Below are 19010 nucleotides of genomic sequence, written 5' to 3'. Positions count from 1 at the left end.
TTATCCGCCGTAATGTATTAAACATATTGTTCACTTTTAGTTTTAGCGGCTTTTTTTCTTTAAATAATCCGGTGCCACGCCGTAATGGTCGAATGCGTATGGCGTGCCATCAATCTCCTTCGTCTGGCTCTTCACCGGGCTACCGTTTACATAATACATCCACTGGCCGCTGTCGTTCTGCGTCCAGCCATCCGCTGTCGTAACATCCATTGTCCGGGTTACCAGCCGGTGAAGAATTACGGCCGCTTCCCTGCGGCTTACGGTCTGCTGTGGCTCGAAACGGTTTTCGTTCTTTGCCATCATGATGCCTGCCATCTGCATCTGTTTTACAGCCGGTGATGCCCAGGCACTGATATTTGCGCTGTCTGTGAATGTATGTTCCTTATAAATGTTGAAGTAATGGCTGCCAACCGCTTTCCCATATGCCGAAAGTGCGGTGGCCATGTGCTCCCGGCTGATGGCCTGCTCCGAGGCAAAGGTCGTGGCGGTGATACCGTTTAAAATATTCTTGTCTGCCGCCCAGTTACTATATGGAGCACAGACATCATCCGCTTTCACATCCGTGAAGGAGCTGCTTTGGTACGCCGTGGTATCGACTCCGGCCAGGCGTCCCAGGGCTGTGACAAACATTCCACGGGTGAGAATCACATCCGGGCTGAAGGATGTACCACTGGTGCCTTCCAGCAGTCCACGGCTGACTGCAAAATCAATATCATCCGCTGCCCAGTCATTTACCGTATCGGTAAATGCGGGAGCTGGCTGATACGTCACTGCATAGAGTGAAAAATGGGGCGGCTGAAAGAGTACCATGCCGGTCTCTTCTTCATAATCAGAAGCCGCCAGAATATGCCCATGGCCCTGCTCATCGATATAGGCCGTCTGTACATTTCCTGCACGCTCTCCTGCTTTCAATTGATATGGCAGTTTTACTGTCACCCGGCCGGTACCGAAGCTGGTGATAGTCCGGACGCCGCCTTCTATGTTGAAATCAAATACTGGTCTGTCTCCGACGGCCTTCCTTGTCTCTGCCGTCAGCTTTGTCATATCGGTAATGCGTCTGGCGGATATCTGAACGTCCGCCTTGGCCTGACGGTTGATTTCCGTCACACACGCCAGGTCCATGCCGATGGAGATATCCGGCCGGTCCACCACAAGCGTCAGGTTCTGGACATTTTCGTTGATGACCTTTTCCTGTAATGTTATGGGAAGATTTACCGTGATACCGCTGACATTTTCACCACCGGAAGTTATATGGATATTCACTGCAATTCCGTTTCCTGCCGTGCCATTTTTCCTTGCGGTATCCCGGGCTGTTTGTATGGCTGCGTCCAGCACATCCAGTGGCAGGATAACGGAAACATTGCCTGAATTGTCAACGGTTCCCTGCACAGTGGCTTCCGCTGTGACAGGCGGGGATTTCTGCTCTGTCGTTGGCGTTTGCGCCGTGGAACTGTCGTTGGAGTCATTATCCGAGTTGCTGCCTGACTGGTTCTCATTGGAGATATTCTGGTAGGAAGCAGTCACGGTAACCGTATGGCCCGGCATCTGGAAGCTGGTTTCGGCGGAGGCTGCATCGGCAAATACTACCTCATTGTCATCGCTGCTCCATCGGTTGAATTTCTGGCCAGCTGGCGCTGGGCTGGCTGTAATGTGGACTGTGGCCCCCGCTGCAAAACGTCCGCCGCCTGTGCCATTTTCAACTGTTACAGAATAGCGTTCCGGCTGACTCACTATCACCATACATTCTGCACTCAAGCCATCTCCACGGGCCGTAATGATACATGTACCGGGGCCAGCTGCTTTCACCAGTCCTTCCTTCGATACTGTTGCCACACTGTGGTCATCACTGGACCAGGTGAAGGAGATTTCCGGTATTTCCGGTAAATTCATGAAAGCAATGTCTCCGATAGAAAAGCTACTCAATGATGCCTCAGCAGGGCTGGCAATCGGAATATCAGGCTGGGTGCCTCCTGCGTTCTGTTGGGTATCATCTGGTTGGATATTTCCTGTGTTCTGCTGACTATCATCTGGCTGGATATCCCCTGGATTCTGCTGGGTATCCCCCAGCTGGACTTCCCCTGGATTCTGCTGGGTATCATCCGGCTGGACGTCTTCTACATTCTGCTGGCTATCATTCGGCTGGATGCCTTCTGCATTCTGCTGGCCCTTATCCAGTCCATCATTTTCTTTCCCTTCCAAGCTGTCAGCTTCAGGTGGTACCAATCCATCATTGGCAGGCGGAAGCTCCAGCGTAGCGGAAGTGGAGGTATCCTCCTCAATCTCCGCCTCCAGTTGTGCGGTTTCTCCCGGTTTCAAAATCAGTATGGTATCGGACAATCCGATATGCCGCCCGGACAAAAGCTCCGGAAGTTCTATGGAAACTGCGAACGTATCGGTTGTGCTGTTCAATGTCAGCTTGATTGTTCCGCTTACAGCCCCTTTTTCTCCAACATCAGGCGCCGAATAATTCGGACTTCCATCCCACTCCACCGTGATATCTTCGTCCTCTATTGCCGCCTGGGCCACAGCCAATATGGTATCTTCATCTGCATCACAGACATATTTAGTCCCCTTCACCGCGCGGTCAGCCGCCACTTTTGCCTTTGCAATGCGCTCCGCGTCATCGGCCCCTTCTTCATTAATTGTGATAGAAAACTGCCGGCTGGCTTCCTTCACAGGCCCAGCAGCCTTTGCCGTAAATGTCGAAACTCCTGCTGCCGACGGAGTACCCGTGATGGATCCGTCACTGCCAAGTGTCAACCCCTCCGGGAGACTGCCGCTCTCCACACTCCAGGTAACCGGTAGACTGTTGGCAACCGTCAGCGCCCCGTTATAAGGCGTCCCTACAACCCCGGACGGAAGACTGACTGTGGTAATCACCGGCTGAATCTCACCTGGAAGTATGGGGTTCTGGGCGTTTGATGGAATACTTTTCAATTTTGGCAGCACACAGCCAATTTCCAATTTTGTATCGTCACGAAAGTCCCAAATATCATGGTTCCATCCTGCGAATACCGTTCCGAAGTCATCCGTGCCTATTACGGCATCCGCACCATCCTTTTTGTCACTGCCAATGGCTGAATCGATGGGCCATTCTGCTGTTGAAATCATTTTCATATCATCCCTGCCGAAATTTCCCGCATAGGTAGTACGCGTGCTTCCGCCTACACGTCCAATCTGCCCACCGATTCCAAAATCATTAGCGAAAACACTTACGCTCAACCCCAGCGCCACGCAATGGGATATGGCACTACTGCCACTTCCACCGATACCGCCAACCAAGCTGGGACCGCTTATTTCACCTATACTGTAACAATACTCAATTGACACGTTACTACCCGTGCCTACAATTCCGCCTATACTGTCATAGGCCGAAATAGAGTTGCTGGATGAAACATCACCGGTGCTATAACAGTTCCTGATAACCATCGGACCATCAGCAGCAGAAGCCTCGCCTACAATTCCACCGGCCCTTTTTTCAGTTATCTGTACAACAACCTCACTAACGCAGTTCTCCACTGTCCCTGATGTTATTTGTCCTGCAATGCCACCTGCCCAAATCCTGCCAGTAACCTCTCCCTCTACCTTCAGGTTTTGGATGATGCCTCCCTTCACATTTCCAAACAAGCCTATGTATTGGCTCCCGTTAGTAATTTTGAGATTCTTTACTGTATGCCCCTGTCCGTCAAAGGTCCCCTGAAACAAGTGTCTGTTAGAATTTCCAATTGGCGTCCATTCCTTATTTTGCAGGTCAATACTGCCAAGCATTTCAACTGTATAATTCTCCGCATCGCCGCTACCGTCTCTATTCACAAGCTCCGCCAGATTTTCCAGCCCTTTAGCCGTTGCGACCGTATACTGTCCATCCGCCACCATAACGATGTCGTCCGTCATCTCCAGTGTATCTAAATTGATGACACCACCGGCCCCTCTCATGTCATTCCCATTAATACCCCCCCCCTGTATATCTGGCATCACAGCCGCCAGGCCAGATGCCGGCAGCAGACTCACCATCATACAGACAGTCAATCCCCCTGCCGCCAGCCTCCTACACCGGGTTCCAAAAATTCTTCGGCACAACTTCCCCACTCCAACTGCTTTTTCAACCACCCATTCAATCATCCTTACTCCACTCCTCTCATTCGTCATAAAAGTAGATTTATCATCCATTTCTAATCAGATAATACCATAATTACAACGCAAAAAATGAGCCTGCACCTAATCAACACCCCGTTACACCTAATTAACACCCAACCTCCGCCACCGTCATTTACACAAAAAAAGAGAACTTCTATTACATACCACATAATAGAAGTTCTCTTCCCATTCATACCTATTCTTATATTATCCGATACGATTCTCCACCCATCGAATCGCGTCCCCAATCACCTCATCCTTACAATACTCATTGAAAATCTCATGGAACAAACCGCCATAAATCTTCATCTGCTTATCGGTGGAAGCCGCGGCCTTGAAGAAATCATAAGTATCCTGCACATTGACCAGACCGTCCTTCTCTCCGTGCAGCATCAGCACCGGATACCGGAACTCTTTTCTCTTCTCCGCAAACCAGTCGATACCATCGCACAGCGCGTAGCACAAACCGGTAGTAAATGTCTTGGTATTGTACGGGTCCCTGCCATACCAGTCCACTACTTCCGTCACGGAGCAGACACCGGCTCCCAGCTCGTTTGGCAGCTGGGTATGGACATCCAGATTCTTGGGAACACTGGTGATTAACTTTCCGTTATCCACGGTCAGGGCCCCGCTGGTAATGATTCCCCGCAGCTTCTTATCCGAGTATTTTGCTCCATACAATGCCACCGTAAAACCGCCCATGCTGTGTCCAATCAGAAATACCGGCACATCCGGGTTCTCAGCAATCGCCATATCCACCACAACGTTGGTGTCATCCAGCAGCTCGTTAAAATCCCCGTAGTACGTCCGCTCTCCCTCCGAGCGCCCATGTCCCCGGTGGTCAAAGCGGTAAGTCCCAATCCCCGCCTTGTGGAACAACTCCGCAAAATAATCATACCGCCCCTGGTGCTCGCAAAGCCCATGCACAATCACGGCCACGGCCCTGCATCCCTTCTCCACCTCTCTGTTCAGGTACAACTGCGTGTTGTCGAATGACGAAATCATTTCTCCCATCTGTAACACCCTCCTTTTCTATCATCATTTTATAAAAACCTTCCCCATTACGCATGACGGATGCTGGTATACTCCGATATCTCCCGGTTAATCGTACACAAATCATCCACATTCATGTCATGCAGTCTCTCATGTCCCGTAATCCTTGCAAATGTTTTCAACTCCTCTAGAGAGCAGCTGAGGAAATTCGCCACTCTCATAGCGGCCGCGTCCCCGTTCAGACGTCTGCGCAGTTCCGGATCCTGGGTCGCTACACCGACCGGGCACATGCCGGTGCCGCAGATACGGTACTGCTGGCAGGCCGCCGCCATCAATGCCGCGGAAGCAATCGCCACCGCGTCCGCTCCCATGGCAATCGCCTTGGCAAAATCAGAGGAAACCCGGAGTCCGCCGGTGATGACCAGCTGGATATCCGCTCCCACCTCATCCAGATATTTCCTGGCACGGTGCAGGGCATAGACTGTCGGCACGCTTGTGGCATCCCGGACCAGCCTCGGACTCGCCCCGGTGGCGCCGCCACGGCCGTCAATGGTGATGAAGTCCGGCTCCGCATAGACGCAGAACTCCAAATCCTTCTCAATCCTTCCGGCCGCAATCTTGATCCCGATAGGACGACCGTCCGACGCCAGACGCAGCTGGGATACCAAATCCTTCAAATCATCCTTCGTCCTGATATCCTCGAATTTAGATGGGCTGATAATGTCATGTCCCATGGGTTTGTTTCGTATTTGGCTGATTTCCGGCGTCACCTTTCCCGCGGGTAGATGACCGCCCATGCCGGGCTTCGTCCCCTGACCAATCTTGATCTCTATGGCGTCCGCATTTTGCAGATTCTCCGGCGTCACGCTGTATTTGTTTGGCACATACTCAAATATGTATTTGTCCGCCGCAGCCATCTCCTCCGGCAGAATCCCGCCTTCCCCACTGCACATAGCCGAGCCCGCCATGGCGCTGCCTTTTGCCAGTGCAATCTTCGTTTCCCGTGACAGCGCTCCGAAGGACATATGGGACACATAGACCGGATTCTTCAGTACCATAGGCTTCTTCGCATGTGTTCCGATGATTGTGGTCGTGTCCACCTCGTCATGCTCCATCAGTGGCGGCGGGTTCAGCTGCGCCCCCAGAATCAGGATGTCATCCCAGTTCGGCATTGGCATCCGGGTTCCCATGGCCTCGATAATCGTCCTGCCGGACACCGCCATCTCATGAATCTCCTTCATATAGCGGCAGCTGTCATCCACTCTCGCGTAAGCCGCCTCGTACTCCAGGGAATTCCCATGCTCCGCCGCCGGAAGCACCTGGGCGGACACCTCTTCCTCCAAAGCCTCAAATGCCGTCGCCGGCTGCCGGCACACCGGGCAGACATCCAGCTCGGCAAAAGGTTTCCCCTCCTTCTCCTCATCATAGATAAACCCGCACACACTACATCTGAACTTTCCCATATTGTCTTCTCCTTCTTTATGGTTCACGGTTATCAATACTAATCCTATTATATCACAACCGGTAACCAATAAAAACAGGAATAAAAAGAACCTCCCCCCAAGCGCAGCATCCGCCACCCCTCGAAGAAGGTTCTCTCATTTATATCATTTCTATCTTATACCTCAAAAATCAAATCCCCATAAGAAGGCATCGGCCACAGTTCCTTATCCACTATCATCTCCAGCTTATCCGCCGGCTCCCGGAGAGCCGTCATGGCTGGGACAATCTCGTCGCGGTATGCGCGGGCCTGCTCTTCCGCGCCCTCTATCGCACCGCACTTCTCAGTCAGGTCGGTAAGGGCCGCCAGAGCCACCTTCATATCGGAGAGCAACGCCGAGGTTTCAACCAGCAGCTCTGCCTGTACGCTGGTGTCCGCATCCGGACAGGCGGACGCGACCGCATTGATGGACTTCGCCAGCTCGGTGGTATACTTGATAACCGCCGGGATAATCTGTTTGCTGGCCATATCAATCATAGTTCTCGCCTCGATGTTGATGGCCTTGGAGTATGCCTCAAACTCAATCTCCGCTCTGGATTCCAGTTCCGCTCTGGTGAACACGTGGAAGGTCTCAAACAGCTTCACGGCCTTCTCCGTCTTCAACGCCGGAATGGCATCCACCATGGACTTGATATTGGGCAGTCCTCTCTTCTCGGCTTCCTCCACCCACGCGTCGGAATAGCCATTGCCGTTGAAGATAATCCGTCTGTGGTCCGCCAGCAGCTTCTTAATCATGTCATGGACAGCCGTGTCGAAATCTGCCGCTTTCTCCAGCTCATCCGCCGCCTCCTTAAACGCCTCGGCCACGATGGTGTTCAGCACCACGTTGGGAGCCGCCACGGAATCGGAGGAACCAACCATACGGAACTCAAATTTATTGCCGGTAAATGCAAACGGTGAGGTTCTGTTTCTATCCGTCGCATCCTTATCTAAATCCGGAAGTGTGGCAACACCGGTCATCAGCTTGCCGCCCTTCTTGGAATGAGTCGCCTCGCCGGTACTGCACAGCTGGTCAATCACATCCTCCAGCTGCTCGCCCACAAAGATGGAGATAATGGCCGGCGGAGCCTCGTTTGCACCCAGCCGGTGGTCATTTCCCACATCGGCAGCGGACTCGCGGAGCAAATCCGCATGAATGTCCACGGCCTTCAGAATACAGCCAAGCACCAGCAGAAACTGGATATTCTCATGAGGCGTATCCCCAGGATTCAGCATGTTAATGCCGTCGTCCGACACGATGGACCAGTTGTTATGCTTACCGGAGCCATTTACCCCGGCAAATGGTTTCTCATGGAGCAGACAGGTCAGTCCGTGGCGCCCCGCCACCTTCTTCATGGTCTCCATCACCATCTGGTTGTGGTCCACCGCCAGGTTGGCCTGGTCATAAATCGGCGCCAGCTCATGCTGGGCCGGAGCCACCTCATTGTGCTGTGTCTTGGCGCTCACGCCCAGCTTCCACAGCTCCTGGTTAATCTCATTCATGTAAGAACCGATTCTCTCGCGGATGGCGCCGAAGTAGTGGTCCTCCAGTTCCTGCCCCTTAGGCGGCATTGCCCCAAACAGGGTTCTTCCCGCATAGATTAAATCTTTTCTCTGTAAATATTTGGCACGGTCCACCAGGAAATACTCCTGCTCCGGACCTACGGACGGAACCACCCGTTTCGCCCTGGTATTTCCAAATAACCGCAAAATTCTCAACGCCTCTTTATCAATGGCCTGCATGGAGCGCAGAAGCGGTGTCTTCTGATCCAGGGCCTCCCCTTTGTAGGAGCAGAATGCGGTCGGAATGCAAAGTGTCACGCCGATGGCGTCCTCCCTCAAAAATGCCGGTGACGTACAGTCCCATGCGGTATATCCTCTCGCCTCAAAGGTAGCCCTCAGTCCGCCTGACGGGAACGAGGAGGCATCCGGTTCGCCCTTAATCAGCTCTTTGCCGGAGAATTCCATGATAATCTTGCCTTCAGCATCCGGTGCGGAGATGAAGGAATCATGCTTTTCCGCGGTCACGCCTGTCAACGGCTGAAACCAGTGTGTGTAATGTGTTGCGCCTCTCTCAATCGCCCAGTCCTTCATGGCATGCGCCACAACATCCGCGATTGAAGGGTCAAGCTCCGCGCCATCTTCGATGGTCTTTTTCAGTTTCTTGAATACGCTTTTTGGCAGCCGTTCTTTCATGACCGTTTCATTGAACACGTTTTTGCCAAACAATTCAGCAACATTGACTACTTCGCTCATAATTTCTCCTCATCCTCTCACTTAACATTTTCGCGACCAGCCCGGGCGGCCTGTCTGAACAGTTTCGTTCCGTAATAGAAAAGGCGTCCTCCAGGTTATAGGAGAACGCCATCGTTCTTTAAATAAAATAAACCATTTTATCTGAAAATGCAAGCATTTTTTTCAGAATCCTGATTTTTCTTACGCTTTACCTACGGAACCGAATAATTCCATCTTCTCTTTTACAGTTGCTTTGATTGCTTCCGTACCAGGAGCGAGGAGCTTACGTGGGTCAAATCCCTTGCCCTCCAAGTCCTTGCCCGCCTCGATGTACTTGCGGGTAGCATCTGCGAAAGATAACTGACACTCGGTGTTTACATTAATCTTGGCAACGCCCAGGCTGATTGCTTTCTGAATCATATCTGCCGGGATGCCGGTGCCGCCGTGAAGTACCAGTGGCATATCGCCAACCTTCTCTTTTACGGCTTCCAGGGTCTCGAAACTCAAGCCCTTCCAGTTCGCCGGATATTTGCCGTGAATGTTGCCGATACCTGCTGCCAGGAAATCAATTCCCAAATCAGCGATAGCCTTGCACTCATCCGGGTCCGCGCACTCGCCAGCGCCTACAACGCCGTCTTCCTCGCCGCCGATGGAACCAACCTCCGCCTCAATGGAAAGTCCCTTCTCCTTGCAAATCTTTACAAGAGCCGTGGTCTTCTCAATGTTCTCCGCGATTGGGTAATGGGAGCCGTCAAACATAACGGAGGAGAAACCAGCCTCGATACATTTGATACATCCGTCGTAGCTGCCGTGGTCTAAGTGAAGAGCCACCGGAACCGTGATGTTTAATTCCTCCATCATTCCGTTAACCATGCCTACTACGGTCTTGTAACCTGTCATGTATTTACCTGCACCCTCGGATACACCTAAGATAACCGGGGAGTTTAACTCCTGAGCAGTTGTTAATACGGCCTTGGTCCACTCCAGATTGTTGATGTTGAACTGGCCAACGGCGTAATGTCCATCTCTTGCTTTGTCTAACATTTCTTTTGCTGAAACTAACATTGTACAAACCTCCATCTTCTTTAAATGATTTTTCATCAGGTTCTTCTTACTCATGTCCTCTAAGTATTATATACTATTTTCAGATATTTGAAAAGAGCAACTTTGTGACATTTTTAACACAGCTATACACCCAGAATCCGGCCGATGGTGTCCTTCATGTCATCGACCTCACACTCCAGGCTATGGCGCACCTGGGCGCCGCGAATCTCCTCCACAGCCTTCGGAACCGCCACGCCGGAGACACGGCAAAGCTCGTCTACCACCTCGAATTCATCCCGGCTGTCCTTCTGTCCGGTGATGGCCTCCAGAACGCTTCTGGAGAACTTGTATGGACTGGCGGTGGAAGCGATAACCGTCTTGGTCTTATCGCCGGTGGCCGCCTGGTATGATTTGTAAACGGCACAGGCCACACCCGTATGGGTATCCAGCACATATCCGGTCTCCTCGTACAGATTCCGAATCGCCGCGGCATCCTCCTCCTGGGTTGCGAAACCGCCCACGAAGTCAGCCATCCGCTCTTTCATGTCAGCCGTCACCTCATAGCTGCCCTTCTGCGCTAAATCCGCCATCAGCCCCGCCGTCTTCTTCGCGTCACAGCCGGTACTCAAGTAAATCAGTCTCTCCAGGTTGCTGGAAATCAGAATATCCATAGACGGAGAATTGGTCAGGATAAAATCCCGGTTCCTGTCGTATGTTCCGGTGGTGAAGAAATCATAAAGCACTTTATTGTCATTGGAGGCGCAAATCAGTTTTCCGATAGGCACACCCATCTGTTTTGCAAAATAAGCCGCCAGAATATTGCCGAAATTTCCCGTGGGAACCGCCACGTTGATCATCTCGCCGTCCGCAATCTCGCCGCCCTCCAGCAGTTTTCCGTAGGCATACACATAGTAAGCCACCTGAGGCACCAGACGTCCGATATTGATGGAGTTGGCGGAGGATAACTGGAATCCCTGTCCGGCCAGCATTTCCCCAAAGTCCCTGTCTGCAAATATCTTCTTCACGCCGGTCTGGGCGTCGTCAAAGTTGCCGTGAATGGCCACCACGCTGGTGTTGTCCCCCTTCTGGGTCACCATCTGGAGCTCCTGCACCCGGCTGACGCCGTCCTTGGGATAGAACACGATAATGCGGGTTCCCTCCACGTCTGCAAATCCGGCCATAGCCGCCTTCCCCGTATCCCCGGAGGTGGCCGTCAGTATCACAATCTCTTTATCCACATGATTTTTCTTAGCCGAAGTCGTCATCAGGTGTGGCAGAATGGAGAGCGCCATATCCTTAAACGCAATCGTACTTCCATGGAACAATTCCAGGTAATAAGCCCCGTCCGCCTTCACAAGCGGCGCAATGACTTCCGTATCGAACTTTTCATCATACGCTCTGGCGATACAGCTTTTCAGCTCTTCCTCGGTGAAATCGGTAAAAAACAGCTTCATCACCTCGTAGGCCGTCTCCTGGTAACTCATCTTTGACACTTCTTCCATGGATAAGGAAAGTTTCGGAATCTCCGTCGGCATAAACAGTCCGCTGTCATCTGCCAGCCCCTTCAAAATCGCCTGGGACGCCGTAACCCCCGCTTCCCCTCCACGAGTACTTTGGTAAGATAAATTCATGATAAGAGTTCCTTTCTATTTGATATCTGCAAATTTTTATAGTGAAAAAATTGTAGCACATTTTACCAGCAGGTGCAACTTAAAAAGCCTGTTATGGGCAATAAAGGATTCCTTTCATATATATTAAGGGAATTGTAAACGTTGCTTTCTCCGTTTTCTGATAGAATAAGAAGTATCAAATATGCATGGGAAAGGAGCTGACCATTATGAAAAAACAACTAATTCTCGCTGCCGCCGCGGCGCTTGTGATAACCGCCTGCCGTGGGCAGGATACCGCTCCACTCTCTGCCACCACAACCTCGGAAAACCAGAGTACCACCGGCATTTCCCCGTCATCCTCTGAACATGGCGGCGGGGATGCTTCCTCGGAAACCGTTACGGGCGAAGGACTGGCTACCCAGCTGGACTGGAGCCGGAAGGCCCGGTATCTGGATGAAGTTCTGGGGATTCTGGACCAGAATCAGATGAAGTACATGGGAACCTGGAGCATTTCCCTGGAGAGGGCTGACCTTCTTTTGGAGGATGGGACGAAGCTGATATTTTTAAATACCACCGATGATGCGGGCAATCCAAAGGGCGCCGAGCTCATGATGATAAATGAACAGTTTAATGACAATGGATTTCAGGAGAATTACCTGAATCAGTATGATGTGAATGATTCGGAGGAGTATTATCCGGAGACGGCCACGAGGCTGCTGCGTCAGGAAGAACTGTGGAGATACAACCAGACGGATTTGTCCATCGCGAGAAATGAAATCTTTGCCCGTCATGGGCGCAAATACGAGGACCCCTTTTTAAATGCGGTGTTCAGCCGCAAGTCCTGGTATCAGCCTGCTTACAGCGGGGAGGAATTCAATGCCGTTCAGGACAGCGTTTTGAACAGCAATGAGAAGAAAAATCTGGCGTTGCTGATTCAGATGGAGGAGGAGCGGGAATTTCGAAAGAGAGACGGGGGCGGCTACGAGCAGCCGGTTCCGATTGTGAATGGTTCCTGGATTGATTTGGATTTGGATGGGCAGAAGGAGCGGATTACCTACCAGGTGGAAACCAATAATCCTTATTCCAGTGAGGTTTATGAGCTGGGCGTCGGGGAGTCACAGATGAAGGGGCCGGGTGAATCACTGCACCAGTATCCCTATATTGCCAGTCTGGACGGAGCCACCACGCAGCTAATCATCCAGCAGGACGGTCCCAGCGACGATCCGATGGCGGATGTCTATGTATACCGGGGCGGTTCGCTGAAGAAGGCGGGCAGTATTACCGGTGACAGCATTCAGATATACAAGGATTTTATTACCAGCAGGAGTCAGCACGACTTTTTCCAGACTTACCGGGGCATGCAGAAATACCAATTTTCCAATGATGCCATCACTATGGTGCAGGAGGATTTCTACGAGCAGAATAAAGAAGCCGTTTCCCTGGCTGTCATTCCGCTCTATGCGGAAAAAGGAATCCCGGATATCAGCGTCACGCTGAACCCTGGAGATAAGGTGGTGATTCTGGGCAGCGATTATCGGGAATGGGTTCTGATTCAGAAGGAAGAGACGGGGGAACGAGGCTGGTTAAAATGTGGGGACGAGGATTCGCCCTATCTCTGCACGCTGCCGGATGGAAGCCGGGACGAATCCTGGAATTTGTTTGATGGACTCAGTTTTTATGGATAAACACTTCTATTGATTGATCAATACTCAATTCTTCTTTTGTGACGATACAGTCATAAGCCATGATATGGACACCGGCCTGCGAAGCCTCCTGTAAGGCTTCTCCAAATGCGGGATGGGTGTCCATATTTGGCATAAACGACGTGATTCCCTTCATTTGAATGACAAACAGGATATAAGCCCTAAGCCCACGCTTGGAAGCCAGCGCCAGTTCTTTTACGTGTTTGATGCCGCGCTCCGTGGGCGCATCGGGGAATTTTGCCACGTGGTCCACCTCCAGGGTGACCCCCTTTACTTCCATATAAGCCTGCTCTCCGTCGGCCAGAAAGGCAAGATCGAACCGGGAATTCCCGTAGGTCACCTCCCGGTGAATGTCCGAAACGGCAATCCCAGTCTCCCTGGTGAAGCCGCCGGTGCGCAGCCATTCTTCGGCCACCTGATTGGGGGCCTGGGAATCCATATTGATCAGGATATCTCCCTTATAAACCCCAATCAGAGAATACTCGGTTTTCCGGCCAGCTTCCAGCGCGCCAGGGTGATGCTGGAGAAGCACGGTCACTCCCGGAATCAGCAGTTCCCGGCAGCGGCCAGTGTTCTTAACATGAGCCGTCACCTGCTCCCCCTGAACTTCCACATGGGCGATAAAACGGTTGGGGCGGCTTAAAAATCTGCCCTCTATCATATGTTCGTATTTCATGCTAGTTCCTCTTCTATTTTGTGATACGGTATTATTATCCGCTTGATGTCTGCGTGTACAGTGAACAGTATACCATAGTCCGGCTCCCCCTGTCACCATGTCGTAGTTCTTTGCATAACTTAATCATAAGTACAATTAATCTGCGAGTGAATTCCTATGGTCGTACCATTGAGTCAAATAGATGTGGGAGAATGGGTCTCCGTAGTCTGGGTTGGCAGTGAGAAAAGCATGGCCACCCGGTTGCAGGACTTAGGCTTCTCACCCCAGGAAAAAATCTGTTGTATCTTAAAAGGCAAACCCGGAGGCATGCGTGCCTATCTGGTGAGAAATGCGGTAATCGGACTGCGTGAGAACAATATCGGTGAAATCTTTGTGCAGACCCAGTCGACGGATTCTTGACAATTTCATAGTTGTATAGATAGTTCCCGGCGCCCGATTTTATGGGTGCCGGGAATTTAGCTATTGACATTTTCATATCCACCTTTTATACTTATGTTAGAATCTTTTAAAAGCTTTCAACAAAAGTGCAAGGAGGTATCCACATGGACACTTTAACGGCCCGTCCCCGTCTCTTAAAACAGGCAAATCTCTCACTGATACGCCGCGTCATCAAAACCCAGGGCACCGCAACCAGAGCGGAGATAGCCAGCGAGACCGGAATCAGCGTCACCACCATCCGCTCGCTTCTGGCTGAGATGATGGAGAACGGGGAAATCGAGAGCATCGGCCACGACGCCTCCAGTGGCGGCCGGAAAGCCGAGCGCTACCGCTTCAATCCGGACCGGTACTACGGAGCCGCATTCTGCATCACCAACGGCCAGATACACAGTCTTCTCGTCAATGTCTGCGGAGAGATTGTGGAAGTCTCCAGCCTGGAAGCTCCTGACGGAAACTATGAACTGGCCATCACTGCCTATTTGGATGACCTGGTACAACACAAAGAGATAAAATCCATCGGCGTCGGCGTCCCCGGTGTCGTGGAAGGCAGCAGCTTCTGGAGCCAGAACAAACAGAACTATGAGCTATTTAAAATCCCCCTCGGTGACAGTCTGGCCAGACGATACGATATTCCTGTCATCCTGGAAAATGATTTAAATGCCACAGCCATCGGCTTCTGTCGCTGCTACGCCAAAGAATTCCCCGGTGAGAATCCGGAGGACAGCAACATGGCCTACCTGCATTTCGAGGAGGGCTGTATCAGCGCAGGGTTTATCGCCGGAGGGAGGGTTATCCGCGGGTGCAGCAATTTTGCCGGTGAGATTGGCCTGATTCCCACCGCCGATGGCAGGACCCTGGCTGAGTGTATGGCAGAGCCTATGGATGATAAGCAGTATATCAGCTTCGCCGTCCAGATTATCTCCTGGATTTGCGGGATTCTCAATCCACAGTACGTTCTTCTGGGTGGCCCAAGTCTGCGAAAGGACTGCATCGGTCCAATCAGCGACACCCTGACGGCCATTCTGCCCAAGCATATGTTTGCCACCGTCCTGTACTCCCCAGATGTATGGAACGACTACCACGACGGCATGGCCTACTTAACCGCGGGGAAAATGTTTGACGACATTCAATTTATAAAGGAGCCGCCATGTTAACGGAACGCCATAAAATCAAGCTGTTTGATTCCGGGCCTCTTGCCTGTTTTTTCTTCCAGGCGGCCTTCGGAACCGCATTTACCTATCTGACCAGCGGTGTGTTCCTGAGCGGCCTGGCCATCCTCATGGGCGCCGGGGATGTTCTGGTCAGCTACTTGAGCGTTATTGTCAACATTTGCGGAGTGCTGATTCTCCTTTTCTCCGCCTTTCTGGAGCGGTTTCAGAGCCGGAAGCGTCTGACTCTGGCCCTGACGGCCCTCTCCAAACTGGCCATCCTGTTTATCGTGATGATTCCAGCTCTCCTTCCGGAACGGCTACAACTGGTTATCTTTATCCCGGCTGTCATCACCGCCTTCACGCTTCAGGCACAAACCACCGTTGTCTTGAACCAGTGGATGCTTGGATTTATGGATGAGAAGAAAAGCGGCCGTTACATTTCCCTGCGGCAAACCATGACTCTGTTTGTGACTGTGGTCCTGTCTCTGACTGCCGGACGCTTCATGGACTATATGAACGGGGAATATACCGGCTTCGTGATTCTGTTTGCATTTGCGGCCGTGATGGGTGTCATCGAACTGGTTTTGCTGGTGCGGACACCTGACAGCGCCGCCGGGCAGACTGCAGGACAAAGCTGTAAATTCGGAGATATCGCAAAACTGCCACTGAAAAACCGGAAATTCGCTGGTTTTGTACTCTACATCCTGCTGTTTTACCTGCTGCTCTATATCTCCGACAGCTTTACCATGGTCTATCTGATGAAATATCTGGCACTGCCCTACCAGACCGTGAATATTCTGTACATGATCATCTCTCTTCCACAGATTATCCTGCTTGGCATCTGGGGAAAAATCAGTGACAGAAGAGGCCACCATTTTGTGCTGACCTCCTCCATCTGGCTCTTTGCGGGAGAAACGCTGTTTATGTCATTTGCTTCACCTGAAACCTGGTTTTTGTTTATTCCCATCGCCTTTCTCATCTCCTCCGTGGCCAATGCCGGTTTCGTGATTGCCGTATTCAACCGGCGGTATGAGCTGATGCCGGAGGAAAACCGGATTGTGTATGATAACTTTTACACGGCTGCCATCGGCCTGGGCTTTATCCTGGGCCCCATGATTGGCGGGGCCATCAAGCACCTTCTGGAAGAAAGTGCATTTCTCACAAATGCCATCAGCTTTGCAGGTATCCGGCTGTTGTATCCCATCTCGACCGTCGGTATTCTGCTGTTACAAATCATTTATCTCTTCTCTCAGAGAAACAGAAAGGAGTCAACTTATGTCAACCATTGATTTACATATTCATTCCAGTTACAGCGGCGACGGGGAGTATACTCCCCTGGACATTGTCGCCCGGTGCGCGGCCCATGGAATCACGCTGGCTGCCATTGCCGACCACAATTCCGTCCGGGCGGTTCCGGAAGCTATGGACGCCGCCGCCAGAGAAGGTATCCGGCTGCTGGCCGCCGTCGAGCTGGACTGCACCTGCGGCGGGCGGAATTTTCATCTGCTTGGTTATGGTTTTGATTATAAAAATCCGGAATACGACTCGATTGAGCAGGATGTGCTACGCCAGGAACAGCAGGCCGGGGAGGAAAAAATCAGACTTTTCAGAAATGCCACCGGCATCCCCATCTCCATCCCGGACATCATGGCCGCCGCCGAGCACGGCGTCGTGACAGGCGAGCTGATTGCGGAGATTCTCCTGGCCAGTGAGTATGCGTCCGAATATGAAATACTCCGCCCCTATCTTCCGGGCGGAGCCAAAAGTGATATGCCTTATGTACGTTTCTACTGGGATTTCTTCTCCAAGGGGAAACCCGCCTATGTGCCGATCCACTATATGGAACTGGCTGACGCCGTCAAGCTCATCCACCAGACTGGCGGCCTGGCAGTTCTGGCACATCCCGGACAGAATCTAGGTGATGACACCCACCTGCTGCCGGACATCATTTCCCAGGGAATCGACGGCCTGGAGGCGTTCTCCTCCTACCATGACAGCGAGACAGCGGCCTTTTATCTGGAAGCCGCACGGCAGAATCATCTGATGGTCACCTGCGGCAGCGATTTCCACGGAAAGACCAAACCGCAGATTGCTCTTGGCGGCCACCATGCAGCTTTGAGGGATGAGGAAATCCTGGAGGGGCTGGCATCTCACGGTCTTATCTGAGCAGAAAAATAAAGAGTCTGCCGAGGCAGACTCTCGCGCCGGAGCGCGGTTGCTTCAGCAACCATACTACCTTAGCGCGGAGTGCGCATCCCCCGGAGGGTTTTTGTATAACAGGACGCACTTTCCTGTTATACAAAAAATGGAGAGGATTGCTCCTCTCCACTTTTTAATCGCCGTCCACATCCATATTCGCCGCAACCGCTACCGCCGCCGACACCGTCGACACTGCCGCAATAACAGCAAACAGAATAATCAGTAAAAGTCCTCCGCCAAGTATCATCAGAACCGCACCATCATCTTCCGCGTCCTGCTCTCCGGTCGTCTGCACCGCCTGTGTCTCCTGCACGGCAGGCGTATCCGCATATACTGTCATAGCCGGCGCCACCGCTCCGCCAAGGCAGAACATCACAGCCAGAACCATCATCATCTTTCGTAATCTATTCCACATTTTCATAATCAGAATCCTCCTGCTCTGAAACGCATGTCCATATTATATCACAAACAATTGGAAAATGAAATCCATTTCCTAATTATTCATCCGCTGATAAACCGCCTCTTTCGTCCCCTCCGGATAAGCTGTCACCATATCATAAATCAACTCCACCATATCAATGGCCTCCTCCAGCTCCTCCGCAATCTCCACAACCGACTTGCCCTTCTTCACCTTCTTCTGAATCTGGGAAATCAGCTTCAACATTTCCCCTTCCCGCCTCCCGGCCGCATAACTGGTTTTCTTCACCTTCTCAATATATTCTTCCCGCTCATCCTCATCCAGATACATAAAAAACCTCCGCCCGATATTAATAGGTCTATTATATCGTTTTGTGGAAATTCATGCAATCAAAACATATATCTCAATTGTATTCAAACTTTTCTACAAGCTTGATATCCCCCAAAATAGTCGGAATATTGAAAATACAGCAAATAAAACTTGGGGCAATGGTAAAATAAACTCAAAAAAATCATCCTTATTAAAGTGAATACCTTCACATACAAAAAACATCATCTCCTGAGGTTATCAATAATGATAAAATTTTATCTATTGCCTTCTGTGCAATATGCTGTTTGATTATACCTTCCTTAGCATATCCAATAAAATATACCTTTTTGTCATCTAACTTGATGGCCAAATAAGCTGGATTCATATTTGCCATTCCTGACATTACTTGCACTATATATATATGATGCTCAAAATCTTCTGATAGTATTTTACCGTTTCCCATCAGCCTATCTCTTAATTGTAAAAATGTCATATTTTTTATATCATATACAAAGTAAATAGAATCCTCCTCCTTAAAAAAAATTTGCTGTTTTAGTGAAGCTATAAGTTCTTCTTTCATCTGTCTTTTCTCCTTAATAGATAATATATTGACTCTC

Annotated in this window: 15 protein-coding genes; 5 read left to right on the top strand and 10 right to left on the bottom strand. The window is 51.1% G+C overall.

Annotation, left to right across the window (positions count from 1 at the left end):
- Nucleotides 1–42 precede the first annotated feature (42 nt).
- The 6 genes from HMPREF9473_RS02505 to thrC all read right to left on the bottom strand — a co-directional run bounded on the left by HMPREF9473_RS02505 (nt 43) and on the right by thrC (nt 11520).
- Nucleotides 43–4122, bottom strand: a complete 4080-nt coding sequence (locus HMPREF9473_RS02505) for an S-layer homology domain-containing protein (protein WP_006778479.1) — start codon at nt 4120–4122, stop codon at nt 43–45.
- A 222-nt stretch (nt 4123–4344) separates the two neighbouring features.
- A complete protein-coding gene (locus tag HMPREF9473_RS02500; protein ID WP_006778478.1) occupies nt 4345–5151 on the bottom strand; it encodes an alpha/beta hydrolase in 807 nt (268 codons plus the stop codon).
- Nucleotides 5152–5198: 47 nt separating this feature from the next.
- On the bottom strand, nt 5199–6593 hold the full coding sequence (locus HMPREF9473_RS02495) for a glutamate synthase-related protein (protein ID WP_006778477.1): 1395 nt from the start codon (nt 6591–6593) through the stop codon (nt 5199–5201).
- A 155-nt stretch (nt 6594–6748) separates the two neighbouring features.
- The gene (locus HMPREF9473_RS02490; RefSeq protein ID WP_006778476.1) at nt 6749–8866 is read right to left on the bottom strand and encodes a glutamine synthetase III; all 2118 of its coding nucleotides are present in this window, start codon (nt 8864–8866) and stop codon (nt 6749–6751) included.
- A gap of 180 nt (nt 8867–9046) precedes the next feature.
- Nucleotides 9047–9910, bottom strand: a complete 864-nt coding sequence (gene fba, locus HMPREF9473_RS02485) for a class II fructose-1,6-bisphosphate aldolase (protein ID WP_006778475.1) — start codon at nt 9908–9910, stop codon at nt 9047–9049.
- Between the two features lie 122 nt (nt 9911–10032).
- Nucleotides 10033–11520, bottom strand: coding sequence for a threonine synthase (gene thrC / locus HMPREF9473_RS02480; protein WP_006778474.1), 1488 nt, complete (start codon nt 11518–11520; stop codon nt 10033–10035).
- 206 nt (nt 11521–11726) lie between these two features.
- Here thrC and HMPREF9473_RS02475 point away from each other — a divergent pair, with 206 nt between their 5' ends.
- Nucleotides 11727–13184, top strand: a complete 1458-nt coding sequence (locus HMPREF9473_RS02475; RefSeq protein WP_006778473.1) for a YARHG domain-containing protein — start codon at nt 11727–11729, stop codon at nt 13182–13184.
- Here HMPREF9473_RS02475 and sfsA read toward each other — a convergent pair.
- Nucleotides 13168–13878: a DNA/RNA nuclease SfsA gene (gene sfsA, locus HMPREF9473_RS02470; protein WP_006778471.1), complete on the bottom strand. Its 711-nt coding sequence runs from the start codon at nt 13876–13878 to the stop codon at nt 13168–13170. The genes HMPREF9473_RS02475 and sfsA overlap by 17 nt on opposite strands.
- 156 nt (nt 13879–14034) lie before the next feature.
- On the opposite strand from sfsA, the gene HMPREF9473_RS02465 reads away from it, so the two are divergent.
- The 4 genes from HMPREF9473_RS02465 to HMPREF9473_RS02450 all read left to right on the top strand — a co-directional run bounded on the left by HMPREF9473_RS02465 (nt 14035) and on the right by HMPREF9473_RS02450 (nt 17633).
- On the top strand, nt 14035–14277 hold the full coding sequence (locus HMPREF9473_RS02465) for a FeoA family protein (RefSeq protein WP_006778470.1): 243 nt from the start codon (nt 14035–14037) through the stop codon (nt 14275–14277).
- 143 nt (nt 14278–14420) lie between these two features.
- Complete coding sequence (locus HMPREF9473_RS02460) at nt 14421–15470, top strand: ROK family transcriptional regulator (RefSeq protein ID WP_006778469.1); 1050 nt, start codon at nt 14421–14423, stop codon at nt 15468–15470.
- Nucleotides 15464–16756, top strand: a complete 1293-nt coding sequence (locus HMPREF9473_RS02455; RefSeq protein ID WP_006778468.1) for an MFS transporter — start codon at nt 15464–15466, stop codon at nt 16754–16756. The genes HMPREF9473_RS02460 and HMPREF9473_RS02455 overlap by 7 nt, the downstream gene beginning before the upstream one ends.
- On the top strand, nt 16743–17633 hold the full coding sequence (locus HMPREF9473_RS02450) for a PHP domain-containing protein (protein WP_006778467.1): 891 nt from the start codon (nt 16743–16745) through the stop codon (nt 17631–17633). Before HMPREF9473_RS02455 ends, HMPREF9473_RS02450 begins: the two co-directional genes overlap by 14 nt.
- Nucleotides 17634–17799: 166 nt before the next feature.
- On the opposite strand, the gene HMPREF9473_RS02445 is transcribed toward HMPREF9473_RS02450, so the two are convergent.
- From HMPREF9473_RS02445 to HMPREF9473_RS02435, 3 genes are all read right to left on the bottom strand, one after another.
- Nucleotides 17800–18087, bottom strand: coding sequence for a hypothetical protein (locus HMPREF9473_RS02445; protein WP_006778466.1), 288 nt, complete (start codon nt 18085–18087; stop codon nt 17800–17802).
- Between the two features lie 72 nt (nt 18088–18159).
- Complete coding sequence (locus tag HMPREF9473_RS02440; protein ID WP_006778465.1) at nt 18160–18414, bottom strand: hypothetical protein; 255 nt, start codon at nt 18412–18414, stop codon at nt 18160–18162.
- A 205-nt stretch (nt 18415–18619) separates the two neighbouring features.
- Nucleotides 18620–18973: a hypothetical protein gene (locus HMPREF9473_RS02435; RefSeq protein WP_006778464.1), complete on the bottom strand. Its 354-nt coding sequence runs from the start codon at nt 18971–18973 to the stop codon at nt 18620–18622.
- Nucleotides 18974–19010: the final 37 nt, after the last annotated feature.

It is taken from the genome of Hungatella hathewayi WAL-18680 (assembly GCF_000235505.1).
GTDB classification, from domain to species: domain Bacteria; phylum Bacillota; class Clostridia; order Lachnospirales; family Lachnospiraceae; genus Hungatella_A; species Hungatella_A hathewayi_A.
This window is presented reverse-complemented; position numbering and strand designations above follow the sequence as displayed.